22 protein-coding genes and 2 pseudogenes are annotated in these 22642 nt (G+C 67.4%); 13 read left to right on the forward strand and 11 right to left on the reverse strand.

Annotated elements, in window-relative coordinates:
* Positions 1-5 precede the first annotated feature (5 nt).
* From tatB to OEJ36_RS07170, 11 genes and pseudogenes are all read left to right on the forward strand, one after another.
* Positions 6-434 (forward strand): Sec-independent protein translocase protein TatB, encoded by a 429-nt coding sequence (tatB, locus tag OEJ36_RS07130; protein ID WP_263400911.1) that lies wholly within the window; start codon positions 6-8, stop codon positions 432-434.
* The gene (gene tatC, locus OEJ36_RS07135; RefSeq protein ID WP_263400912.1) at positions 431-1225 is read left to right on the forward strand and encodes a twin-arginine translocase subunit TatC; all 795 of its coding nucleotides are present in this window, start codon (positions 431-433) and stop codon (positions 1223-1225) included. Before tatB ends, tatC begins: the two co-directional genes overlap by 4 nt.
* Positions 1222-1929, forward strand: coding sequence for a 16S rRNA (uracil(1498)-N(3))-methyltransferase (locus OEJ36_RS07140; RefSeq protein ID WP_263400913.1), 708 nt, complete (start codon positions 1222-1224; stop codon positions 1927-1929). Before tatC ends, OEJ36_RS07140 begins: the two co-directional genes overlap by 4 nt.
* Before the next feature lie 72 nt (positions 1930-2001).
* Positions 2002-3063: pseudogene (locus OEJ36_RS30585) on the forward strand (methyl-accepting chemotaxis protein); the annotation flags it as partial.
* 141 nt (positions 3064-3204) lie between these two features.
* Positions 3205-3918, forward strand: a complete 714-nt coding sequence (locus tag OEJ36_RS30590; RefSeq protein WP_374981961.1) for a methyl-accepting chemotaxis protein — start codon at positions 3205-3207, stop codon at positions 3916-3918.
* 329 nt (positions 3919-4247) lie between these two features.
* Positions 4248-5237 (forward strand): annotated as a pseudogene (locus OEJ36_RS30595) (methyl-accepting chemotaxis protein); the annotation flags it as partial.
* 141 nt (positions 5238-5378) lie between these two features.
* A complete protein-coding gene (locus OEJ36_RS30600; protein ID WP_371877116.1) occupies positions 5379-6092 on the forward strand; it encodes a methyl-accepting chemotaxis protein in 714 nt (237 codons plus the stop codon).
* A gap of 57 nt (positions 6093-6149) precedes the next feature.
* The gene (locus tag OEJ36_RS07155; protein WP_263400916.1) at positions 6150-6572 is read left to right on the forward strand and encodes a UPF0158 family protein; all 423 of its coding nucleotides are present in this window, start codon (positions 6150-6152) and stop codon (positions 6570-6572) included.
* Positions 6573-6833: 261 nt separating this feature from the next.
* The gene (locus tag OEJ36_RS07160) at positions 6834-7391 is read left to right on the forward strand and encodes a sigma-70 family RNA polymerase sigma factor (RefSeq protein WP_263400917.1); all 558 of its coding nucleotides are present in this window, start codon (positions 6834-6836) and stop codon (positions 7389-7391) included.
* Entirely contained in the window at positions 7388-8377 is a 990-nt protein-coding gene (locus OEJ36_RS07165; protein WP_263400918.1) for a FecR domain-containing protein, read from the forward strand. The genes OEJ36_RS07160 and OEJ36_RS07165 overlap by 4 nt, the downstream gene beginning before the upstream one ends.
* A gap of 172 nt (positions 8378-8549) precedes the next feature.
* The gene (locus tag OEJ36_RS07170) at positions 8550-10937 is read left to right on the forward strand and encodes a TonB-dependent siderophore receptor (protein ID WP_263400919.1); all 2388 of its coding nucleotides are present in this window, start codon (positions 8550-8552) and stop codon (positions 10935-10937) included.
* A 76-nt stretch (positions 10938-11013) separates the two neighbouring features.
* On the opposite strand, the gene OEJ36_RS07175 is transcribed toward OEJ36_RS07170, so the two are convergent.
* The 5 genes from OEJ36_RS07175 to pip all read right to left on the reverse strand — a co-directional run bounded on the left by OEJ36_RS07175 (position 11014) and on the right by pip (position 15158).
* Positions 11014-11748 carry an amino acid ABC transporter ATP-binding protein gene (locus tag OEJ36_RS07175; protein ID WP_263401053.1) on the reverse strand — a complete coding sequence of 245 codons (735 nt, stop codon included), beginning with the start codon at positions 11746-11748 and terminating at the stop codon, positions 11014-11016.
* Positions 11741-12703, reverse strand: a complete 963-nt coding sequence (locus tag OEJ36_RS07180; RefSeq protein WP_043240630.1) for an amino acid ABC transporter permease — start codon at positions 12701-12703, stop codon at positions 11741-11743. Before OEJ36_RS07180 ends, OEJ36_RS07175 begins: the two co-directional genes overlap by 8 nt.
* Before the next feature lie 108 nt (positions 12704-12811).
* A complete protein-coding gene (locus tag OEJ36_RS07185; RefSeq protein WP_021221376.1) occupies positions 12812-13603 on the reverse strand; it encodes a transporter substrate-binding domain-containing protein in 792 nt (263 codons plus the stop codon).
* A 140-nt stretch (positions 13604-13743) separates the two neighbouring features.
* Positions 13744-14181, reverse strand: a complete 438-nt coding sequence (gene dtd, locus OEJ36_RS07190; RefSeq protein WP_263400920.1) for a D-aminoacyl-tRNA deacylase — start codon at positions 14179-14181, stop codon at positions 13744-13746.
* Entirely contained in the window at positions 14181-15158 is a 978-nt protein-coding gene (gene pip / locus OEJ36_RS07195; RefSeq protein ID WP_184489700.1) for a prolyl aminopeptidase, read from the reverse strand. The genes dtd and pip overlap by 1 nt, the downstream gene beginning before the upstream one ends.
* Before the next feature lie 92 nt (positions 15159-15250).
* Between pip and OEJ36_RS07200 the strand changes: the two genes are divergently transcribed.
* Complete coding sequence (locus tag OEJ36_RS07200; RefSeq protein ID WP_031288443.1) at positions 15251-15682, forward strand: hypothetical protein; 432 nt, start codon at positions 15251-15253, stop codon at positions 15680-15682.
* Positions 15679-16152, forward strand: coding sequence for an NUDIX domain-containing protein (locus OEJ36_RS07205; protein ID WP_263401054.1), 474 nt, complete (start codon positions 15679-15681; stop codon positions 16150-16152). Before OEJ36_RS07200 ends, OEJ36_RS07205 begins: the two co-directional genes overlap by 4 nt.
* Positions 16153-16364: 212 nt before the next feature.
* On the opposite strand, the gene hutG is transcribed toward OEJ36_RS07205, so the two are convergent.
* Genes hutG through OEJ36_RS07235 form a run of 6 tightly spaced genes read right to left on the reverse strand, consistent with a single transcriptional unit; the run spans position 16365 to position 22606 of the window.
* Positions 16365-17168: an N-formylglutamate deformylase gene (hutG, locus tag OEJ36_RS07210; RefSeq protein WP_263400921.1), complete on the reverse strand. Its 804-nt coding sequence runs from the start codon at positions 17166-17168 to the stop codon at positions 16365-16367.
* A complete protein-coding gene (gene hutI / locus OEJ36_RS07215) occupies positions 17161-18369 on the reverse strand; it encodes an imidazolonepropionase (RefSeq protein ID WP_263400922.1) in 1209 nt (402 codons plus the stop codon). Before hutI ends, hutG begins: the two co-directional genes overlap by 8 nt.
* On the reverse strand, positions 18366-19919 hold the full coding sequence (hutH, locus tag OEJ36_RS07220) for a histidine ammonia-lyase (protein ID WP_263400923.1): 1554 nt from the start codon (positions 19917-19919) through the stop codon (positions 18366-18368). The genes hutI and hutH overlap by 4 nt, the downstream gene beginning before the upstream one ends.
* 7 nt (positions 19920-19926) lie before the next feature.
* Positions 19927-20742 (reverse strand): glycine betaine/L-proline ABC transporter ATP-binding protein, encoded by an 816-nt coding sequence (locus tag OEJ36_RS07225; RefSeq protein WP_052351259.1) that lies wholly within the window; start codon positions 20740-20742, stop codon positions 19927-19929.
* Entirely contained in the window at positions 20739-21590 is an 852-nt protein-coding gene (locus OEJ36_RS07230) for an ABC transporter permease (protein WP_043240618.1), read from the reverse strand. Before OEJ36_RS07230 ends, OEJ36_RS07225 begins: the two co-directional genes overlap by 4 nt.
* A 47-nt stretch (positions 21591-21637) precedes the next feature.
* The gene (locus tag OEJ36_RS07235; protein ID WP_263400924.1) at positions 21638-22606 is read right to left on the reverse strand and encodes an ABC transporter substrate-binding protein; all 969 of its coding nucleotides are present in this window, start codon (positions 22604-22606) and stop codon (positions 21638-21640) included.
* Between the last annotated feature and the right edge of the window lie 36 nt (positions 22607-22642).

Below are 22642 nucleotides of genomic sequence, written 5' to 3' on the forward strand. Positions count from 1 at the left end.
CCAGCATGTTCGGTATCAGCTTTGGTGAACTGCTGCTGATCGGCCTGGTGGCGCTGCTGGTGCTCGGCCCCGAGCGCCTGCCCGGTGCCGCCCGCACCGCCGGCCTGTGGATCGGCCGCCTCAAGCGCAGCTTCAACGCCATCAAGCAGGAAGTGGAACGCGAGATCGGCGCCGACGAAATCCGTCGCCAGCTGCATAACGAACAGATCATGGCGCTGGAGAAGCAGATCAAGGAGAGCATCGTGCCTCCCGCTGCGGAGCCCGTGCCCACGCCGGCCGCCCCGCAGCCGGCCCCCGAGGCCGTGCCCGCACCCGCGACAGCAGCGGCGGCCGAGGCGAGCCCCGTCGCGCCCGCCGCTGAAGCCGTCCCGGCCAACGTACCGGCCGCCCCCGTCGTGCCCACCGAACAGCCACAGCCGCCACGCCCCCTATGAGCGATCACAAGCCGGAACTGGACCAGGAAATGCCCCTGGTCTCGCACCTCACCGAATTGCGTACCCGCCTGCTGCGCTGCGTGGCCGCGATCTTCCTGATCTTCGCCGGGCTGTTCTACTTCGCCCAGAAGATCTACACCCTGGTCTCCGCGCCGCTGCGCCAGTACCTGCCCGAAGGCGCGACCATGATCGCCACCGACGTGGCCTCGCCCTTCCTCACGCCCTTCAAGCTGACCATGGTGGTGGCGCTGTTCCTCGCCATGCCGGTGATCCTGCACCAGGTCTGGGGCTTCATCGCGCCCGGCCTGTACAAGCACGAGAAGCGCATCGCCATGCCCCTGCTGGTCTCCAGCATCGTGCTGTTCTACGCCGGCATGGCCTTCGCGTACTTCCTGGTGTTCCCGCTGATCTTCCACTTCTTCGCCAGCGTCACCCCCGAAGGCGTGTCGATGATGACGGACATCAGCAGCTACCTCGATTTCGTCATGACCCTGTTCTTCGCCTTCGGCGTCGCCTTCGAGATCCCGGTGGCCGTGGTGCTGCTGATCTGGATCGGCGTCGTCGACGTCGCCTACCTGAAGAAGATCCGCCCCTATGTGATCATCGGCTGCTTCGTGGTCGGCATGGTCCTGACCCCGCCGGACATCTTCTCCCAGACCCTCCTGGCGATCCCCATGTGGCTGCTGTTCGAGGTCGGCGTGTTCTTCGGCGGCCTGATCCGCAAGCGTGGCGATCACCCCGAGGACAGCACCGACGAGCCCGGCGACCAGCCGCCCGCCACCCAGCCGTGAACCTGCTGCTGCTCGAAGAGGGCGACCTGATCGCCCCCGATCGTGCCCTGCTGCAGGGTCGTCGCCTCAAGCACCTGCATGAAGTGCACCGCGCCGAAGCCGGCGACAGCCTGCGCGTCGGCCTGCTCGGCGGCGCCATGGGCGAAGGCCGCCTGCTGAGCCTGGAGGCTGACCGCGCTGAACTGCAGTTCAGCCTGGAACAGGCCCCGCCGGCCAAGCTGCCGCTCACCCTGCTGCTGGCCCTGCCACGACCGAAGATGCTGCGCCGTGTGCTGCAGACGGTCGCCACCATGGGCGTGCCTCGCCTGGTGCTGCTCAACAGCTACCGGGTAGAGAAAAGCTTCTGGCAAACCCCCTTCCTCGAACCCGACGCCATCCGCGAGCAGCTCATCCTCGGCCTGGAACAGGCCCGCGATACAGTGCTGCCCGAGGTGGTGATCGAGAAGCGCTTCAAGCCCTTCGTCGAGGATCGCCTGCCCGCCATCGCCGCCGGCACCCTCGGCCTGGTCGGCCACCCGGGCCCCTGGCCCGCCTGCCCGCGCGCGGTGGAAGGCCCCATCACCCTGGCCATCGGCCCGGAAGGTGGCTGGATTCCCTACGAGGTGGAAAAGCTCCAGGAAGCCGGCCTCGATCCGGTGCAACTGGGCGAGCGCATCCTGCGCGTGGAAACCGCCGTCACCGCCCTGCTCGCCCGCCTGTTCTGACGCGTCCCGCTTCAAGACACGACCGCTGCTGCCGATAACCCCAGCACTGCCTTGTTCGCTGGAGAAATCCTCATGTTCCGCTGGTTCGGCAATATCAGTGTCAACCTCAAGCTGACCCTTGGCTTCGGCCTGGTACTGCTGCTTACCGTGCTCATCACCCTCACCGGCTGGTTGGCCGTGGACGCTACCCTGCAACGGGGCGACAAGCTCGGCGCCAGCGCCAAGCTCAGCGAGCTGACCAAGGACCTGCGCGTCGCCCGCCTGCAGTACCAGATCAAGCAGGAGCCGGCCACGGCCGACCAGGTCAACGCCGCCCTCAAGGCCATCGACGACTACGCCCTGGAGCTCAACAAGAAGCTCAGCGACCCCAGGGACCGCGACCTGATCAGCCAGGAAGAAGCGGCAGTCAACACCTATCAACAGGCCTTCGGCCAGCTTGGCCAGGCCTACCAGGCCCGCGAGGCAGCGCGCACCCAGCTGGGTGCCAGCGCCGATGCCGCGGTGCAGGCCATCGGCGAGATCGAGCAGCGCATCCTCGCCGACATCGCCCTGGACGAAGCCTCGCGCCTCGAACAGTACCGCCAGCTCAGCGAACTGCGCCTCTCGGTGCAGCAGGCGCGCTTCCAGGTGCGCGGCTACACCTACAGCAACGACCCGAGCCTGGAGCAGGCCGCCCTCACCGCCGTGGACACCGCCCTGGCCGGCCAGGCCAAGCTCGGGGAAACCCTGGGTGAGGACGAAGACCTGGCCAAGGTCGCCGCCGGTCTCAAGGCCTACCGCAGCGCCATCAGCGCCTTCCGCGCCGCCACCGACAACACCCAGGTGCACTTCCAGAGCATGGCCACCCAGGGCGACAAGCTGCTGCAGATCAGCTCCCAGCTGTTCGAAGGCCAGTCGGCCAAGCGCGTCAAGGAAACCACCCGCACCCGCAGCATGCTGCTGACCGCCATAGCCGTCGCCCTGGCCATCGGCGTCGCCGCCGCGGTGATCATCACCCGGCAGATCGTCCTGCCCCTGCAGCGCACCCTGGGCGTAGCCGAACGCATCGCCTCGGGCGACCTCAGCGAAGACCTCAAGGTCGAGCGCGCCGACGAACTCGGCCAGCTGCAGAAGAGCATGCAGCGCATGACCCTGAGCCTGCGCGAGCTGATCGGTCACATCCGCGACGGCGTCACCCAGATCGCCAGCGCCGCCGAGCAGCTCTCCGCCGTTACCGGGCAGACCAGCGCCGGGGTCAACAACCAGAAGGTCGAGACCGACCAGGTCGCCACCGCCATGAACGAAATGGCCGCCACCGTGCAGGAGGTCGCGCGCAACGCCGAGCAGGCCTCCGAAGCCGCCAGCTCCGCCGACCGCCTGTCCCGCGAGGGCGAGGTGGCGGTCAACGACGCGGTGGAGCAGATGGATCGCCTGGCCACCGAAGTGGGCCGCTCCAACGACGCCGTCGGCCGCCTCAAGCAGGAAAGCGACAAGATCGGCAGCGTGCTCGACGTGATCAAGTCCGTGGCCGAGCAGACCAACCTGCTGGCCCTCAACGCCGCCATCGAGGCCGCCCGCGCGGGCGATGCCGGCCGTGGCTTCGCCGTGGTCGCCGACGAAGTGCGAGGCCTGGCCCAGCGCACGCAGAAGTCCACCGAGGAGATCGAGGAGCTGATCGCCGGCCTGCAAAGCGGCACCCAGCAGGCCGCCAGCCTGATGGACACCAGCCGCAGCCTGACCGAAAGCACCGTCGAGCTGACCCGCCGCGCCGGTCGCCGCCTGGGCACCATCGCCCAGGCCGTCTCCACCATCCAGCAGATGAACCAGCAGATCGCCGCGGCCGCCGAGCAGCAGGGTGCGGTAGCCGAGGAGATCAACCGCAGCGTGATCAACGTGCGTGACATCTCCGAGCAGACCGCCTCCGCCAGCGAGGAAACCGCCGCCTCCAGCGTCGAACTGGCGCGCCTGGGCAACGAACTGCAATCGATGGTCTCGCGCTTCCGCGTGTAACCCGCCAGCCCTGGCCCGCACCTCGCGGCCAGGGCGCAATGCCCATGCAGGCTTGCGGCGCCGCTATGGCGCCAGCTACTCTCCCGCACCTTGCGTCCCTGGTCGCAGCTCCGGTGGCCCCTTCAGCCAGCCACCCGCGACCAGTTCCAACAACTCGAAAGACGCCCCTACCCCACTCGAACACGGCAGCGCCACAAGCACTGCCGTGCGCAGCTCATTTCCGGGAGAAATCCATGTACCACTGGTGTACGCAACTGCTGGCCAACCTCACCGTCAGCAAAAAACTCGTGGCCGGCTTCGGCCTGGTCCTGCTGCTCACCCTCACGGTGATGCTCACCGGCATCCACGGCATCGACCGCATGATCGCCAGCAGCGACGAGATGGTCGCCGTCGGCGCCGTGGACAACCTGATCAAGGACGCCCGCGCCGAGCGCCTGCAGTTCCTCGCCAACGGCGACATGCAGCACGCGAAGAACATCGAGGAACTGGTCGACCGCATGCTCCAGCAGAACGAGCACATGCGCCCGCAGTTCGCCGAGGGGGAAGGCGCACGCCGCCTGGCGGGCCTCAATGCCGCCGTGCTCGCCTACCGCCAGTCCCTGGGCGACCTGATCCGCGCCCAGGAAACTCGCAACGCCGCCCGCGCTGTGCTGGTCAAATCCGCCGAGTCCAGCCTGCAGGTGTTCGAGAAGCTGCAGAACCAGCTGTTCGACGAACTGGCGCTCAACAGCAGCGACAGCCAATTGCTGGGCCAGGCCCGCGAGGTGTTCGAGCTGAACCGCCAGTTGCTGTCGATCCGCTACCTGGTGCGCGGCTTCGTCTTCCAGCAGACCCCGGAATCGGAACAACCGGCCCTCGCGGCGCTGGCCACCATGCAGGCCGACCTGCAGAAGGCCATCGCCGGCACCAGCGGCGAGCGCCTGGAAGCCCTGAAGAGTGCACAGCAATCCTTCGCCGCCTACCAGGACGCCATCCGCCTGTTCGGCAACGGCGCCGCTGCCAGCCGCCAGGCCAGCGCCACCATGGCCGACCACGCCCAGGTCATGCGCGACCTCAGCCAGGCGCTGTACAGCCAGCAAGTGGACGAGCGCAGCGGTGACGCCAGCGCCGCCAGCGGCCAGTTGCTGGTCACCACCCTGTTCGCCGTGCTCCTGGCCATCGGCGCCGCCTGGGTCATCACCCGGCAGATCATCCAGCCGCTGCGCCAGAGCCTGGCCTTCGCCGAACGCATCGCCCAGGGCGACCTCGGCGGCCAGCTGCAGGCCGACCGTCGCGACGAACTCGGCCAGCTGCAGCGCTCCCTGCAGGCCATGGCCGGCAACCTGCGCCAGCTGATCAGCCACATCGGCGACGGCGTCACCCAGATCGCCAGCGCCGCCGAACAGCTCTCCGCCGTCACCGAGCAGACCAGCGCCGGGGTCAACAGCCAGAAGGTCGAGACCGACCAGGTCGCTACCGCCATGAACGAGATGGCCGCCACCGTGCAGGAAGTCGCGCGCAACGCCGAGGAAGCCTCCGAAGCCGCCCTGGCCGCCGACCGCGAAGCCAATGCCGGCAACCGCATGGTGCTGGAAGCCGTGCAGCAGATGGACCGCCTGGCCACCGAAGTGGCGCGCTCCACCGAATCGGTGCAACAGCTCAAGCGCGAGAGCGAGAAGATCGGCAGCGTGCTCGACGTGATCAAGGCGGTGGCCGACCAGACCAACCTGCTGGCCCTCAACGCCGCCATCGAGGCCGCACGCGCAGGTGAAGCCGGCCGTGGTTTCGCCGTGGTCGCCGACGAGGTACGCGGGCTGGCCCAGCGCACGCAGAAGTCCACCGAAGAGATCCAGGAACTGATCGGCGGCTTGCAGAACGGCACCCAGCAGGCCGCGAGCATGATGGAGAGCAGCCGCGCCCTCACCGACAGCACCGTGGAACTGGCGCGCCGCGCCGGTGATTCCCTGGCCAGCATCACCCGCACCGTGTCCACCATCCAGGCGATGAACCAGCAGATCGCCGCGGCCGCCGAGGAGCAGAGCGCGGTGGCCGAAGAGATCAACCGCAGCGTGATCAGCGTGCGCGACGTCTCCGAGCAGACCGCCGCTGCCAGCGAAGAGACCGCCGCCTCCAGCGTCGAGCTGGCGCGCCTGGGCAACGAGCTGCACACCATGGTCGGGCGCTTCCGCGTCTGACAAAACGGCGCCCCGGGGGTAGGATCACGCAGTCATCCTTCCCCCAAGGCCCCCGTCATGCGCCCACTGACCATCGACCTCGACGAACTGGCCTTCGCCCTCAACACCGAAGGCCTCGACCACTACCTCGACCTGCTCAGCGGCAAGCTGCTGCTGATCCCCGAGGAAGACCCCGACCCGGAACTGGACGCCCTGCTGCGCGCCGAGCCCGAACGCTTCCTGCTGGTGGAGCCGCTGACCCCGGGCGAGAGCCTGCGGCTGATGCAGGAGTTCCTCCACGAGGTGTCCCACCCCCACGCCTATACCGCCCTGGAACAGGCCCTGGCCGGGCGCAAGCCGGTGCGCACCTTCAATCACGTGCTGATGGAATACCCGGTGCTGCTGCAGGCCTGGCAAGGCTTCGAAGCGGCGCGCCTGCGCGAGCTGGCCCAGGACTGGCTGGAAGAGAACGAACTGCAGCCGGCCACGCCGCTGCACTGAGCAAGCCCCCCACGAGACCGCCAGCCGATAGGCCACGCACCTGCCACGCCCCGGGGTGCGTGGTCGCCTGCTTCGTTGCCGCAACGGCAACGACGAACGAGCGGCGCGCAGCCCCTCTCCACATCGCGTCGCACCGGGGCCGTTACCGGCAGCCTGGCCGGGTTGCTGGCGGCTGACAAACCGTGCAACAATTGCAATCAATTCTCATTAACTATAAGCCTTGATGACCGCGGGACTCCCCCGGCGGCGTGGTGACAGCCTTTGAGCGCATCTGCCTATCTCACCCCTCCATCGCTGGAAACCCTGTACTGCGACCATCACGGCTGGCTGCAGGTCTGGCTGCGCCGGCACCTGGGGCATGCCAGCGATGCCGCCGACCTGGCCCACGACACCTTCCTGCGCCTGATAGGCGTCGCCAACCCGCCCCGCTTCGCCAGCATGGCCGAGGCTCGCGCCTACCTGCGCACCACCGCCAGGAACCTGTGCATCAACCTGTGGCGGCGCCAGGAGATCGAGCGCGCCTGGCTCGACACCCTGGCAGCGCTACCCGAGGGCGAGTACCCCTCGGCCGAGCGCGAAGCCGTGGTGTTGCAGGCCCTGGAGGAGATCGGCTGGATGTTGCAGGCGTTGCCTGCCAAGGCGGCACGGGCTTTTACCCTCGCCGTGGTGTGCGAGATGACCGACGACGAAGTGGGTGCCGAACTGGGGGTTTCCGGGCGCATGGTCCGCAAGTACGTGGCCCAGGCGATGCTCGCCTGCCTGACGCTGCGCGCCAGCGAGACCGCAGCCGCGTTGCGCCAGGAACCGCTCTGCCGATGATGCGCACAGGCAACGACGCGCCCTTGCCGCCACACGCCGTGCTGGAGCAGGCGGCCTATTGGTACGCCACCCTGCGTGATGGCCAGGCCAGTGCCCAGCAGCGTGCCCGCTGGCAGGCGTGGCTGGGCGCGGACCTGGCCCACGAGCAGGCCTGGCGCTATGTCGAAGGCATCAGCCGTGATTTCGAGCCCCTGCGCGGTCGGTCCGATGCGCGCCTGGCTGCCAATACCCTGGAGATCGCCAGCGGGCGCATGCATTCGCGTCGTCGGGTGCTGACCGGGATGGCGGCCATCACCAGCGCCTCCCTGTGCGGCTGGCTGGGCTGGCGCGAGGCGCTGCTGCCATCCGGCCTGATGGCCTGGGGTGCCGACCATCGCACCCGCACGGGCGAGCAGCGCGAGATGACCCTGGCCGATGGCTCCCAGGCCTGGCTCAACACCGCCAGTGCCATCGACCTTGCGTTCAGCGACCGCGCGCGCTGCATCACCCTGGTGCGCGGCGAGCTGTTCGTGGCCACCGCCAAGGGTGCGAGCCCCTTCTATGTCGACACCGAGCATGGACGCCTGCAGGCGCTGGGGACGCGCTTCAACGTGCGTCGTGATGGCGAGCGTACCTGGCTGGCCGTCTACGAAGGCGCCGTGAAGATTCGCACCACTACGGGCGCCACTCGCATCGTCGACGCCGGCCAGCAGGCCCATTTCGCCGCCGACCGCATCAGCGACCTGCAGACCGCCGACGCCGCCCGTGAAGCCTGGACCCAGGGCACGCTGCTGGCCGACAACATCAGCTTGCGCGAGGTGGTGCAGGAGCTGCGCCGTTATCGCCATGGTCACCTCGGCGTGGCCGACGACGTGGCCGACCTGAAGGTCTACGGCAACTTCCCCGTGCAGGACTCCGAGCGCGTGCTGCGCATGCTGGCATCGGCATTGCCGATCCGCATCGAACAGCCTCTGCCCTGGTGGGCGAGCATCGAAGCCCGGCCCTGAACGCCTGTCGGCAAAAAATAAATCGGAAAAGGGTTCCGGGTTTTGCCTGCTCGTTGGTTTACCCAGTGAGAAGACATGAAACTTCGCCGGACCGGTGCCCTGAGCACCCGCGCTGCAGCGCCTGCCGAGGGTCTTCGTTCATCAACCCTTGCTCCCCAGAGGAACGCTGTCCATGCCCCATCGCCGTCACCAGCGCGCTGCCCGCCCGGGTGTTGCTGCACACGTTTTCGCCCTGCGTCCGTTGACCCTGGCGCTTCACCTGGCGCTGCTGGGCGGCGCCCTGAGCCTGGCAAGCTGGTCGCCGGTCGCCCTGGCCGAGGACAGCGCCGCGACCGCCTCCGTGCGCAGCTACGACATCCCCGCCGGCCCGCTGGCCAGCGCCCTCACGCGTTTCTCCCATGAGGCGGGCGTGTACCTGGTGGGTGCCGGCAGCCTGGCCGAAGGTGTGACCAGCCCGGGCCTGAAGGGCAACTACTCGGTACCGGCCGGCCTGGCCATGCTGCTTTCGGGCTCGGGCCTGGAGGCGGTCCAGCAGGACGACGGCAGCTATGGCTTGCAGATGGCCCCTGCCGAGGAAGCGTTCCGCCTCTCGCCCATCCTGGTGAACAGCCAGGCCAAGGTCGACGAAACCTCCAGTTCGATCGTGGCCCAGGAGCTCTGGGTCGGCGGCAAGGTGGCGACCAGCATCCTCAATACACCGGCTTCCGTCTCCGTCGTGACGCAGAAGGAAATCGAGCAGCGCAGCGCCAGTACTACCGAAGAAATCCTGCAATACACCCCGGGCGTGATCACCGACTACTACGGCACCGACGACCGCAACGACTACTTCAACATCCGCGGCTTCCAGGCCACCACCTACCGCGACGGCCTGACCCTGGGCTCGATGCGCGGCGTACGCGAAGAGCCCTTCGCCTATGAGCGCGTGGAAATCCTGCGGGGCGCCAACTCCACGCTGTTCGGCCCGGCAGACCCGGGCGGCTCGGTGAACTTCGTGACCAAGCAGCCGCGCTTCAGCCAGTTCGGCCAGGGCTATGTGACCTACGGCTCGTTCGACCATGTCGAGTCCGGCCTGGACATGGGCGATGCGAACGACGACCAGACCCTGGCCTATCGCTTCACCGGCAAGTTCCAGGACAGCGACCGCGAGTACGACCACTCCCAGGACGACAACAACTTCCTGATGGGGGGCCTGACCTGGGCGCCGACCGCCTTCACCTCCGCCACCCTGGTGGTGGACCATCTGCGCCAGGACAGCACGCCCAACAGCGGCGGCTACCCGCTGGACAAGGAATACGATCGCGACGAGTTCTTCGGCGAGCCGAGCTACAACTTCCACGACGTCGAGCGCACCAGCATCAGCGGCACCTTCACCCACGACTTCGACAACGGTTTCGTGTTGCGCAGCAACCTGCGCCACAGCGACCTGACCGACGACTTCGGCTACGTCTACATCAGTGACTCCGCCGCGCGGACGGGCACCACGGTCAACCGCTACCTGTTCGGCACGGACAAGGAGTCCGAGCAGCTCAACGGCAACCTGATGCTGCAATACGACGCCCGCTTCGAGAACCTCGACAGCAGCACCATCGTCGGCCTGGAATACCTCGACGCCTCCACCGAGGACAGCTCGGTCTATGCCCTGACGAGCCCCATCGATATCGCCAACCCGGTCCACACCGGGGTGCCGTCCGGCGTTGCGCCCTACAGCGCCAACGATCAGGACAACACCATCAAGTCCGTCTTCCTGCAGCAGAACCTGTCGTTCTACGAGCGCTTCATCGTGACGGCGGGCATGCGCAACGACTCGATGGACGTTTCCAGCACCAACATCGCCGGGGTCAAGTCCTCGGACAGCTACTCGGAGAACTCCTTCCGCGGCGCCCTGACCTACATGGTCACCGACGAAGTCTCCACCTACGTCAGCATGGTGGAGTCCGTGGCCCCGCCGGTGGTCGGCACCACGCCTGAACGCGGCAAGCAGTACGAGATCGGCGTGAAGTACTCGCCGCTAGCGATAAACGCGCTGTTCTCGGCCGCGATCTATGACCTGACCCAGGAAGACATCACCATTGCCGTGGTGCAGCCGAGCGGCGCCATCGAGCGGGAGACCGTGGGTGAGTCGCGCGTGCGCGGCCTCGACCTGGAAGCCAAGGCGGAACTGACCGAAAACCTGAGCCTGGTGGGTGGCTACTCCTACATGGACAGCGAGGTGGTTCGCGGCACGCTGCGCAACGGTACCTCGCTCAAGGGCAATGAACTGGTCACCGCGCCCAAGCACTCGGCATCGCTGTGGAGCTACTACAGCCTGCCGGGCACGGACGTCAGCGTCGGTCTCGGTGCGCGCTACATCGGCGCCTACTACTTCGACGCGGCCAACAGCGGCCAGAGCGACGGCACCACGCTGTTCGATGCGGCGCTCAACTACAAGCTCGCCAAGGGCACCGACCTGGCGCTCAACGTCAGCAACCTGCTCGACGAACAGCACGTGGTGGGTTCCGGTACGGCGGACTACTACAACCCGGGCCGCGAGCTCACCGCCAAGGTGAGCTACAACTGGTAAGCCTGTGTGGGGTTGCCCGGGTGTCGCCCGGGTAACGCCACCCATGAAAAAGGGCCGCATCGCGGCCCTTTTTTCGTTACAGCACCTGGCGCAGGAAGGATTGCGCGCGCGGGTCCTGTGGCTGGTCGAAGAACTGCGCCGGCGGCGCGTCCTCCAGCAGCTTGCCGTGGTCGAAGAACAGCACGCGGTCGGCCACTTCGCGGGCGAAGCCCATCTCGTGGGTGACGCAGACCATGGTCATGCCCTCGACGGCCAGCTGCTTCATCACGTCCAGCACCTCGCCGACCATTTCCGGGTCCAGCGCCGAGGTGGGCTCGTCGAAGAGCATCACCTTGGGCTCCATGCACAGGGCACGGGCGATGGCCACGCGCTGCTGCTGGCCACCGGAGAGGCGCGAGGGGTACTCGTCGACCTTCTGCGAGATGCCGACCTTGGCCAGCAGGGCCCGGGCCTTCTCCTCGCGCTCGGCCTTGCCGCGCTTGCGCACGATCTTCTGCGCCAGGCAGAGGTTCTCCAGCACTGTCATGTGGGGGAAGAGGTTGAAGTGCTGGAACACCATGCCCACTTCGCGGCGGTAGGCGTTCACGTCGGTCTTCGGGTTGGCGAGGTCGACGCCGTCGATGCTCACCGAGCCGGAATCCAGCTCTTCCAGGCCATTGAGGCAACGCAGGAAGGTGGACTTGCCGGAACCGGACGGACCGATCACCACCACCACTTCGCCACGGGCCACCTGGGTGGTGACATTGTCCACCGCGCGCACTTCATGGCCACGGGCATCGAAGACTTTTATCAGCTCACGGACTTCAATCACTTTGCGCAAGCCTCCGTTCCAGGCGGTTGGCGATCTGCGACAGGGGCAGGTTGATCACGAGGTACAGGGCGGCGACGCAGAACCAGATCTCGAAGGTCGAGAAGGAGGTGGTGATCGCCTCGCGACCACTCTTGGTCAGTTCGGTGATGGCGATGACCGACACCAGCGAGGTGTCCTTGACCAGGCTGATGAACTGCCCGGCCAGGGGCGGCAGCACGCGCTTGAAGGCCTGGGGCAGGATCACGTGGCGCATCGACTGCCCGGAGGACAGGCCGAGGGAGCGCGCCGCCTCGTTCTGCCCACGGGCGATGGACTGCACGCCGGCACGAACGATCTCGCCGACGTAGGCGCCGGTGAACAGCGCCAGCGCCGCCACCCCGGCGAACTCGCGGGACAGATCGAGCACGGTGCCGATGAAGAAATAGAAGATGAAGATCTGCACCAGCAGCGGCGTGCCGCGCACCAGCTCGACATAGACGGTGGAGAGGTCGCGTAGGGTGGGGTTCGGCGACAACCGGCAGAGGCCGGTGAACAGGCCGATGGCCAGGCCGAAGGCACCGGAGAGGACGGATATCCACAGGGTGGTCCAGAGGCCCCAGAGCAGCGGCCCGGCGGCCCAGTGGCGGGTCACGCCGACCACATCGCCCTCGGCGACGTCATCGCCCTGGGAGACCTGCAGGCTGTCCTTGGCGATGACCAGCTGCTGTTCCTCGCCGGCATCGTTGACCAGCGTCACCCGGGCGTTGGCGCCCTCCTCGGCGATGGCATCGACCCGCGCGTACTCGGCGGCGCGCTGGGCTTCTTCGGCGTGGTAGGCGAAGTACTGCGGCACGCGGTTCCAGCGCCACTCGTACGAAATCAGGGAGGTTGAATACCAGAGGCCGTAGGCGACCACGACCAGGATCAGGCCGGTCAGTACGTGCCAGGGCCAGGTGCGACGTTGTTTTCTAGTCACGGGCTATCTCTTTCATGGCGGGAGGCCATAGAAGGCAAAAAGGCAGGCCCGGCCTCGTGAGCCGGAACCTGCCGTCTGCAGCGTGAGCGTCGGGGCTCGCGGCTGCGGTTACTCCATATCCTTCAGCCAGGCGGTGTTCTTGAACCACTTGGCATGGATGCGATCGTAGGTGCCGTCCTTCTGGATCTGATGCAGCCAGTTGTTGATCCAGTTGATGCTGTCGTAGTCACCCTTCTTCAGGCCGAAGGCCAGGGGCTCGTAGGTGAAGGGCTCTTCCAGGTACACCAGCTTGCCGGCGCCGGCCTTGTTCACCGCAACCACGTTGTAGGGGGCGTCGTAGATGAAGGCGTCGGCCTTGCCGTTGACCACGTCCATCACCGCTTCCTGCTCGTTGTCGAAGCCGTTGTACTTGGCCTTGGCGATCAGCTTCTTGGCGACCATCTCGCCGGTGGTGCCGATCTTCGAGGTGATGCGGTACTGGGCGTCGTTCAGGTCCTTGTAGGACTTGATCTTGCCTTCCAGCTCCTTGCGGATCAGCAGGGTCTGGCCGACCACGATGAAGGGCTCGGAGAAGTTGAGGCGCAGGTTGCGCTCCTGGGTCAGGGTCATGCCGGAGCCGATCATGTCGAACTTGTCGGTCAGCAGCGCCGGGATGATGCCGTCGTAGCTGGTGGAAACCAGTTCCAGCTTGACGCCCATCGCCTTGGACATGGCCTTGAGCAGGTCGACTTCGAAGCCGATGATCTCGCCACGCTTGTTGGTCATTTCGAAGGGCATGTAGGTCGGGTCCATGCCAACGCGCAGGGTGCCGCGCTTGACCGCATCATCGACGACGCCAGCGTGGGCCAGGCCGGTGACGGCACAGGCGGAGAGCAACAGGGATGCGAGAAGCTTCTTCATTCTTACTCCTGATGGGGCAGATCGTTTTATTGTTGGCAGCCCACGGACGACGGGCAGGCGGCAGATGCTAACCGCCCGCGCCGTGGATGGCGAGTCAGAGGCAAGAAGTACGCCAGAATCGGACGGGTGGAGCCTGGGGCCTAGCTTTCCAGGAGGAAGGTGACCGGGCCGTCATTCACCAGGTGCACCTGCATGTCGGCGCCGAAGCGGCCGGTCGCCACCTTGGGGTGCTTGAGGCGCGCCTGCGCCACCAGGTAGTCGAACAATTCCTCGCCCAGGGCGGGCGGGGCGGCACTGGAAAAGCTCGGGCGCAGGCCGCTGCGGGTGTCGGCGGCCAGGGTGAACTGGGACACCAGCAACAGGCCGCCCCCCACCGCGCCGAGGGAGAGGTTCATCTTGCCCTCGGCATCGGCGAACACGCGGTAATTGAGCAGCTTGTGCAGCAGCTTGTCGGCGCTGGCCTGGCTGTCCTGGGGCTCGACGCCCACCAGCACCAGCAGGCCCTGGTCGATGGCACCGACGGTTTCGCCAGCGACGTCCACGCGGGCCGCGGAGACCCGTTGCAGCAAGCCCTTCATCAGGCCTCTTCTTCCGGCGGCAGGTCCAGCAGGCGGCGGGCGATCTGGTCGGTGGCGCGCACCAGTGCGTCGGTGATGCCCGGCTCGGACGCGGCGTGGCCGGCATCACGGACGATCTGCAGCTCGCTGTTGGGCCAGGCCTGGTGCAGTGCCCAGGCATTGTCCAGCGGGCAGATCACGTCGTAGCGGCCGTGCACGATGATGCCCGGCAGGTGGGCGATCTTGTGCATGTCGCGCAGCAGCTGGTTGGGCTCGAGGAAGGCATCGTTGACGAAGTAGTGGCACTCGATGCGGGAGATGGACAGCGCGCGCATCGGCTCGCTGAAGCGCTCCACCACCGGGCCGCTGGGGCGCAGGGTGGCGGTGCGGCCTTCCCAGGTGGACCAGGCCTTGGCGGCGTGCATCTGGGCGATCTGGTCGCTGCCGGTCAGGCGCTTGTGGAAGGCCTGCAGCAGGTCGCCCTGCTCGTCGGCCGGGATCGGCGCGACGTAGTCTTCCCAGTAGTCGGGGAACAGGCGGCTGGCGCCACCCGCCTGATAGAACCAGGTGATCTCCTGGGGGCGGCAGAGGAAGATGCCACGCAGGATCAGCGCCTGCACGCGTTCCGGGTGTGCCTGGGCATAGGCCAGGGACAGGGTCGAACCCCAGGAGCCACCGAACAGTACCCACTTGTCGATGCCCAGGTGCTCGCGGATGCATTCCAGGTCGGCCACCAGGTCCCAGGTGGTGTTCTTCTCCAGGCTGGCATGGGGCGTCGAACGGCCACAGCCGCGCTGGTCGAAGGTGACGATGCGGTACAGGTTGGGGTCGAAGAAGCGGCGACTCAGGGCGTCGCACCCGGAGCCCGGGCCACCATGGATGAACACCACCGGCAGGCCGTCGGGCGAACCGCTCTCGTCGACGTAGAGCACATGCGGTTCGTCCACCGCCAGCTCGTGACGGGCGTAGGGCTTAATCTCCGGAAACAAAGTCTGCATTCTGGGCTCCGATACTCTGCGTAAGCTCGACCCCTTGCGGGTCTCCGCCACCTGTCCTGCAGGGCATCATAACGAGGAAAAGGGAGTTAGGCATGTCACCTGGGAAGATGATTTTCGCGATCGCATTGATTCTAGTCGCGCTCACCGGGTGTGGCCGCGACGATCCCGCCGCTGCGCTGGATGCAGCGGTACAGCAGCTGCAGGACAACCTCGAAGCGAAGAAGACCAGCGCGGTGATCGACCAGTTGCACCCGCAGTTCAGCGCCCAGCAGGAGTTCGACCGTGAATGGGCCAAACGCACCATGACGCTGTTGTTCCTGCGGCACAAGAATGTGCGCATCCTGGCCCTGGGCAAGGCCAACCGCATCGACCCGACCTACAGTACCAAGGGCTACACCGAGGCCCAGGTGGGGCTGGCCGGCGCCGAGGGGTTGCTCCCCGACGCCGCGCGGCACTACGCCGTGAAGCTCGAATGGTGGCTGGAGGACGGCGAATGGAAACTGGCACGGCTCACCTGGGAATAGCCCCCAAGCTGCAACACCGCATCCGCGCCGCCGGCCTGCTGGTGGAGGCCGGGCGCATCCTGCTGGTCAAGCACGTGGTCGGCGACGACACCTACTGGATACTACCGGGCGGCGGCTTCGAATCGGATACCGATGCCTGCACCCGCGACACGGTGAAGCGCGAATTCTTCGAAGAGACCGGGCTGGTGGTGGAAGTCGGCCCGCTGGTCTACGTTCGCGAGTTCGCCGAACCGGCCATGGGCCGCTTCCATATGGAGCTGTTCTACCGCATCGACGCCCGCCACGGCGAACCCACCCTGGCCAACCTCAAGGGCCTGGGCGGCGACGAATTCGACATCCGCGAGCTGGCCTGGATCAGCCGCGAAGAACTGGCCGCCCTGCCCTTCTACCCCGCCGAGCTGCTGGACGACACCTGGGACCGCATCGCGCCCACCCTGCCCACCATCCGCCATCTCGGTTTGCAGACCTAGCCCGGCACAGCTCCTGTGGGAGCGAATTCATTCGCGAAAAGGCGACCGGTGGGCTGAAGCGGAGCGCCGCCCGGCCCACCCTACGAGAGTGCCACCCCGGCCATCGATGGGATTCGCTGCGCTCTTCCCATCCTACGAAGGCCCTTCAACGCACGCCCCTGTAGGGGCGAATTCACTCGCCCAAGGGCCGCGCAGCGGCCCCCGGAGCGCAACTATTTCCCGTACCGCTCCCGCCCCCAGGCGAGCATCGCCAGCAGCAGTTGGCGGATGACCTTGCGGGTGGGCACGGCGAGGTCTTCGCGGAAGGCGAAGGGTTCCACTTCGTTCATGTAGGTGCGCTGGGCCAGTTCCAGCTGCACGGCGTGGATGTGCTGGTCCGGCTGGCCGTAATGGCGGGTGATGTGGCCGCCCTTGAAGCGGCCATTGAGCACGTGGCTGTAGCCCTCGGCGCGGGCACAGACGCTTACCAGCGCATCCGCCAGGCCCGGGTCGCAGCTGGCGCCGGCGTTGGTGCCCAGGTTGAAATCCGGCAGGTGGCCGTCGAACAGGCGCGGGATGAAGGCGCGGATCGAATGGGCGTCGAACAGCAGCGCATAGCCGAACTCGCGCTTCAGACGCGCCAGCTCCTCGGCGATATGCCCGTGATAGGGCCCCCAGATGCCTTCCAGGTAGCCGGCACGCTCCTCGGCCGAAGGCTCCGCGCCGTCGCGGAACAGCGGCTGGCCATCGAACATCACGTCGGGGAACAGCCCGGTGGTGGCGGTGGCGTAGAGCGGCTTGTCGTCCGCCGGGCGGTTGAGGTCGATGACGTAGCGCGAGTAGTTGGCGGCCAGCAACCCGGCACCCAGCTCGGCGGCGAAGTCGTAGAGCAGCGGGATATGCCAGTCGGTGTCGATCAGCGAACGTGCGCCGTCGACCAGGCCGGCCTCCACCGCCGGGGTCAGGCGGGTGCCGGGGTGCGGCATGCTGATCAGCAGCGGCACACGGCCGGGGGTGAAGTCGAGGACGTTATCCAAGGTCGATCTCCTGTCCGTGGCGAACCACCCGCTTGGGCAGGTCGCCGCCGAGCCAATAGGCCAGTTGCGCCGGGCGCTCGATGTCCCAGGCGACGAAGTCGGCGAGCTTGCCCGCCTCCAGGCTGCCGCAACGCTCGGCCAGGCCCAGGGCGCGGGCGGCGTTTAGGGTGACGCCGGCCAGGGCCTCTTCCGGAGTCAGGCGGAACGAGGTGCAGGCCATGTTGAGCATCAGGCGCAGCGACAGCGCCGGTGAGGTGCCGGGGTTGAGGTCGCTGGCCACCGCCATGGCCACGCCGTGGCGGCGCAGGGCCTCGATGGGTGGCAGCTGGGTCTCGCGCAGCAGGTAGAAGGCGCCGGGCAGCAGCACGGCGACGGTGCCGGCAGCGGCCATGGCGATGGCGTCTTCTTCGGTCATGTACTCCAGGTGGTCGGCCGACAGCGCGCCATAGCGCGCCGCCAGGCTGGAGCCGTGCAGCGACGACAGCTGCTCGGCGTGCAGCTTGACCGGCAGGCCCAGCCCGCGTGCGGCCTGGAACACCCGCTCGACCTGGGTCGGGGAAAAGGCCAGGTGCTCGCAGAAGGCATCCACCGCATCCACCAGGCCTTCACCGGCCAGTTGCGGCAGGATCTCGGTGCATACCAGGTCGATGTAGTCATCGGCGCGCCCGGCGTATTCCGGCGGCAGCGCATGGGCGGCGAGACAGGTGGTGGTCACCGTCAGCGGCAGCACTTCGGCGAGGCGCCGGGCGACCCGCAGCATCTTGCGCTCGCTGGCCAGGTCCAGGCCGTAGCCGGACTTCACCTCCAGGGTGGTGACCCCGTCACGCAGCAACTGCCGGGCGCGCGCCACCGCGCTGGCCAGCAGCTCATCCTCGCTGGCCTCGCGGGTGGCGCGCACGGTGCTGGCGATGCCACCGCCCTTGGCGGCGATCTCGGCGTAGCTGACACCCTCCAGGCGCTGTTCGAACTCGGCGCTGCGGTCGCCGCCGAACACCAGGTGGGTGTGGCAGTCGATCAGCCCCGGGGTGACCCAGGCACCGCCCAGGTCGATGCGCTCGGCGCCCGTGGTGTCGGGCGCCTCGGCCAGCGGACCGACCCAGCGGATCAGCTCGCCGTCGGTGAGCAGGGCCCCGTCCTCGATCATCGAGTAGCGCCCGCCCTGCAGGGTGGCGAGACGGCAGCCGTGCCAGAACCTCTTCATTGCAATCCTCCTGTCCGTGTGGAAACCGTTTCCAGGGCCGGCCCGTCGCGCAGCAGCGCCACGGCCGAACCGATGTCGGGGGCCAGCCAGCGATCCTCCTCGTAGGCCGGCACCCGCTCACGCAGCAACGCACGGGCGGCAGCAGTGCCGGCGCCAGTGGCCAGCTCGCCGAGGAACTCCTGGGCCTGGGCAGCCAGCAGGTACTCGATGGCCAGTATCTGCCGGCAGTTGCCCAGGGCGCGGCCGAGCTTGAGCGCGGCACTGGTGCCCAGGCTGAGGTGGTCTTCCTGCAGGCCGGAGGTGACGAAGTTGTCCACCACCGCCGGTTGCGCCAGGTGGCGGTTCTCGCCGGCCAGGGCGGCGGCCACGTACTGCAGGATCATCATCCCCGAGTTGACCCCGGGGCGGCTGACGAGGAAGGCCGGCAGGCCGCTGACCAGCGGGTTGACCAGGCGATCCAGGCGCCGCTCGGCGATACCGCCCAGCTCGGCCACGGCTATGGCCAGCAGGTCGGCGGCCATGGCCACGGACTCGCCGTGGGGGTTGGCCTGGGAGATCACCCGATAGTGGTCCGGCGTGCCCAGCACCAGCGGGTTGTCGTTGGCGGAATTGAGCTCGGTCTCCACCTGGCGCGCGGCGTGGTCGAACTGGTCGCGGCAGGCGCCGTGCACCTGGGGAATCGAGCGGATGCTCAGGGCGTCCTGGGTGCGCAGGCCCTGGCTGGCGGCGATCACTTCGCTGCCGGCGAGCAGCGCGCGCAGGTTGGCGCCGACCGTCTGCATGCCCGGGTGCGGCTTGAGTTCGAGTATCGCGGGGTCGAAGGCGGCGAGCTGGCCGCGCAGGGCCTCGAAGCTCATGGCGCCGATCACGTCGGCCCAGCGCAGCAGGTGCTCCAGGTCGGCCAGTGCCAGGCAGGCCAGGCCGGTCATGCAGGGCAGGCCGTTGACCAGGCAGAGCCCGTCCTTGGCCCCCAGCTGCAGCGGTTGCAGCCCCTCGGCGGCCAGCGCCTGGGCGGCCGGTACCACGGCGCCGCGATGGCTCACCTCGCCGACGCCCAGCAGGGCGATGCCGACATGGGCCATGTGGGTCAGGTAGCCCACCGAGCCCTGGGACGGCACGCGCGGGGTGATGCCGCGGTTGAGCAGGTTGAGCAGCCCTTCCACCACCTGCGGCTGCAGGCCGGACTTGCCCTGGCTGTAGTTGGCGATGGCGCAGCAGATGATGGCGCGGGTCTGTTCGTCCTCCAGCACCGGGCCGACGCCGCAGGCGTGGCTGAGCAGGGTGTTGCGCGACAGCGCGGCGAGTTGGTCGCCCTCCAGCAGGATGTCGCTCAGCGCCCCCAGGCCGGTGCTGATGCCATAGGCGCGCTCGCCACTCTCGACGATGCGGCGAACGATGGCGTGGGCGTTGTCGATGCGCGCCCAGGCCGCCGGGGCCAGCTCCAGGCGCCGGCCGCCACGGGCCACATCGACCACGTCGCGCCAGCGCAGCGGGCCGTTGCCGAAGACGGTGGTTTCGAGGGTGGTGCTGCTGGTCTTCACGGTATCCATGCCGCCCTCACAGGTTGGCCACGCGGCGCTGGACGAAACGGTCGACGTAGTCGTCAGCGGGCTGGTGGAGGATTTCACGGGGCGCGCCGACCTGGATCAGCTGGCCGTCCTTGAGGATGGCGATGCGGTTGCCGATGCGCACCGCCTCATCGAGGTCGTGGGTGATGAAGACGATGGTCTTGTTCAGGCCCTTCTGCAGCTCCAGCAACTGGTCCTGCATGTCGGCGCGGATCAGCGGGTCGAGGGCGCTGAAGGCTTCGTCCATGAGGATGATGTCGGTGTCCGCCGCCAGCGCCCGGGCCAGGCCCACGCGCTGGCGCATGCCGCCGGACAGCTGGTGCGGGTAGGACTTCTCGTAGCCGGCCAGGCCGACCGTGGTGATCCAGTGCTGGGCGCGCTCCTGGCACTGCGCCTTGCTCTCGCCGCGCACCTTGAGGCCGTAGGCGACGTTGTCCAGCACGCTCTTGTGCGGCAGCAGGCCGAAGCTCTGGAACACCATGCTGATCTTGCGCCGACGGAAGTCGCGCAGGGCCTGCATGTCGTAGCGCAGGATGTCCTCGTCATCCACCAGGATCTCGCCGCTGGTGGGGTCGATCAGGCGGTTGAAGTGGCGCACCAGGGTGGACTTGCCCGAGCCGGACAGCCCCATGATGACGAAGATTTCCCCCGCCTCGATGGACAGCGACAGGTCGTTGACCCCCACCACGCAGCCGGTGGCGGCCAGCACCTCGGCCTTGCTGCGCCCCTGGCGGATCAGCCCCATGGCCTCTTCCGCGCGCGGGCCGAAGATCTTGTAGACGTTCTTCACCTGGATCTTGCTCATTTGCTGGCCTCGTGGCGGGAGCGGCCATAGGCCTGGGTGATGCGGTCGAAGACCACGGCGAGGATGACGATGGCCAGGCCCGCCTCCAGGCCCCGGCCGACGTTGAGCGTCTGGATGCCGATGAGCACGTCCTCGCCCAGGCCACGGGCGCCGATCATGGAGGCGATCACCACCATCGACAGCGCCATCATGGTGGTCTGGTTGACCCCGGCCATGATGCTCGGCAGCGCCAGCGGCAGTTGCACGCCGAACAGTTGCTGCCAGCGGTTGGCGCCAAAGGCGTTGACCGCCTCCATCACCTCGCCGTCCACCTGGCGGATGCCCAAGTCGGTGAGGCGGATCAGCGGCGGTGCGGCGTAGATCACCGTGGCAAAGATGGCCGGCACCTTGCCCAGGCCGAAGAGCATCAGCACCGGGATCAGGTACACGAAGCTGGGCATGGTCTGCATGATGTCCAGCAGCGGCATCAGCAGCGCCCGCAGGCGATTGCTGCGCGCCGAGAGGATGCCCAGCGGGATGCCGATCAGCACCGAGATGAAGGTGGCCACCAGCATCAGCGCCAGGGTCTGCATGAGCTTGTCCCAGAGCCCCACCGCGCCCACCAGGAACAGCAGGCCGGTGATCACCAGGGTCGGCAGCACGCGGCGGGTGGCGTGCCAGGCGATGCCTGCCACCAGCGCCAGCATCAGCCACCAGGGCGTGGCACGCAGCAGCCACTCCAGGTTGACGATGGCCCACAGCAGGGTGTCGGAGATGTGCCGGAACACATCCCCGTAGTTGGTCACCAGCGCATCGACCCAGCGGTTGACCCAGTCAGCGATGGAAAATGTGAAGCGTTCGGGAAACATGGGGTGCTCTCTCCGGATGGGTGGATGCGGCTGGCGGTTTCAGGCGGTCAGAGCGAGGCGTCGACCTTCTTCGCCGCATCCTCGCTGACCCAGGCGTGCCAGACCTCCGGGTGCTCCTTGAGGAAGGCCTTGGCCAGCTTGTCCGAGGCGATCTTCTCCTTGGCCATGCGTGCCAGGTTCTGGTTCAGCAGGTCGATGGGCAGGTTGACCTTCTTGAGCATCTCCACCAGTTCGGGCGCCTCGTCGTGGAAGACCTTCGACAGGCCCACCTGGATGGTCACGCGCTTGTCGACGCCGGGCTTCTCGTCCAGCTTCACCAGGTCGGCCTGGCCCATCAGCGGCGTCGGCGACCAGTAGTAGAAGAGGATAGGCTCGCCACGGCGGTAGCTGGACAGCACCGCGGCATCCAGCGCCGGGCCGGTGCCTGGGCGGAAGTTGGTGAATTTGTCTTCGAGGCCGTAGTCCTTGAGCATCTCGCTGTTTTCCAGCTCGCAGGTCCAGCCGGCCGGGCAGTTGTAGAAGCGGCCCTTGGACGGCTCCTCCGGGTCGCGGAACAGCTCGGCGTACTGGCCCAGGTCGGCGATGGCCTTGAGTGTCGGCGCCTTGGCTTCCAGGCCGCGCTTGGCGTCGCCCTCCACCAGGTAGCGCGGCACGTACCAGCCTTCCACGGCACCGACGATCGGTGCGCCCACGCCCACCACCTTGCCGGCCTTCTCGGCCTTGTTCCAGGCGTCGCTGCGGCCGATCCACTCCTCAGCGAAGATCTGGATGTCGTTGTTGCCCAGAGCCTGCTCCATGGTGATGGAGTTGCCCGGCAGGCTGTCGGTCTCGCAGCCGTAGCCTTCCTTGAGGATCACCTGCAGCAGGTCGGTGAGCAGCATGCCGCTCTCCCAGTTGAGGCCGGCGAACTTCACCGTCTTGCCACCTTCGCACCAGCCTTCGGCCTGGGCGGTCCCGTGGCCGGCCAGCAGTCCCACGGCACACACCAGGCCCAGCATTTTCTTGTTGAATCGCATGTTCCGACGCTCCTTGAACTTGGTAAGGGTTAAGGC

Origin of the sequence: Pseudomonas sp. PDM13 (assembly GCF_025685765.1) — a bacterium.
GTDB classification, from domain to species: domain Bacteria; phylum Pseudomonadota; class Gammaproteobacteria; order Pseudomonadales; family Pseudomonadaceae; genus Metapseudomonas; species Metapseudomonas solani.

Coding starts and splice junctions, on each gene's coding strand:
- tatB (WP_263400911.1), top strand. CDS start 6: ATGTTCGGTATCAGCTTTGGTGAACTGCTGCTGATCGGCCTGGTGGCG.
- tatC (WP_263400912.1), top strand. CDS start 431: ATGAGCGATCACAAGCCGGAACTGGACCAGGAAATGCCCCTGGTCTCG.
- OEJ36_RS30590 (WP_374981961.1), top strand. CDS start 3,205: ATGAACGAAATGGCCGCCACCGTGCAGGAGGTCGCGCGCAACGCCGAG.
- OEJ36_RS30600 (WP_371877116.1), top strand. CDS start 5,379: ATGAACGAGATGGCCGCCACCGTGCAGGAAGTCGCGCGCAACGCCGAG.
- OEJ36_RS07155 (WP_263400916.1), top strand. CDS start 6,150: ATGCGCCCACTGACCATCGACCTCGACGAACTGGCCTTCGCCCTCAAC.
- OEJ36_RS07165 (WP_263400918.1), top strand. CDS start 7,388: ATGATGCGCACAGGCAACGACGCGCCCTTGCCGCCACACGCCGTGCTG.
- OEJ36_RS07170 (WP_263400919.1), top strand. CDS start 8,550: ATGCCCCATCGCCGTCACCAGCGCGCTGCCCGCCCGGGTGTTGCTGCA.
- OEJ36_RS07185 (WP_021221376.1), bottom strand. CDS start 13,603: ATGAAGAAGCTTCTCGCATCCCTGTTGCTCTCCGCCTGTGCCGTCACC.
- dtd (WP_263400920.1), bottom strand. CDS start 14,181: ATGAAGGGCTTGCTGCAACGGGTCTCCGCGGCCCGCGTGGACGTCGCT.
- pip (WP_184489700.1), bottom strand. CDS start 15,158: ATGCAGACTTTGTTTCCGGAGATTAAGCCCTACGCCCGTCACGAGCTG.
- OEJ36_RS07200 (WP_031288443.1), top strand. CDS start 15,251: ATGTCACCTGGGAAGATGATTTTCGCGATCGCATTGATTCTAGTCGCG.
- hutI (WP_263400922.1), bottom strand. CDS start 18,369: ATGAAGAGGTTCTGGCACGGCTGCCGTCTCGCCACCCTGCAGGGCGGG.
- hutH (WP_263400923.1), bottom strand. CDS start 19,919: ATGGATACCGTGAAGACCAGCAGCACCACCCTCGAAACCACCGTCTTC.
- OEJ36_RS07225 (WP_052351259.1), bottom strand. CDS start 20,742: ATGAGCAAGATCCAGGTGAAGAACGTCTACAAGATCTTCGGCCCGCGC.
- OEJ36_RS07230 (WP_043240618.1), bottom strand. CDS start 21,590: ATGTTTCCCGAACGCTTCACATTTTCCATCGCTGACTGGGTCAACCGC.
- OEJ36_RS07235 (WP_263400924.1), bottom strand. CDS start 22,606: ATGCGATTCAACAAGAAAATGCTGGGCCTGGTGTGTGCCGTGGGACTG.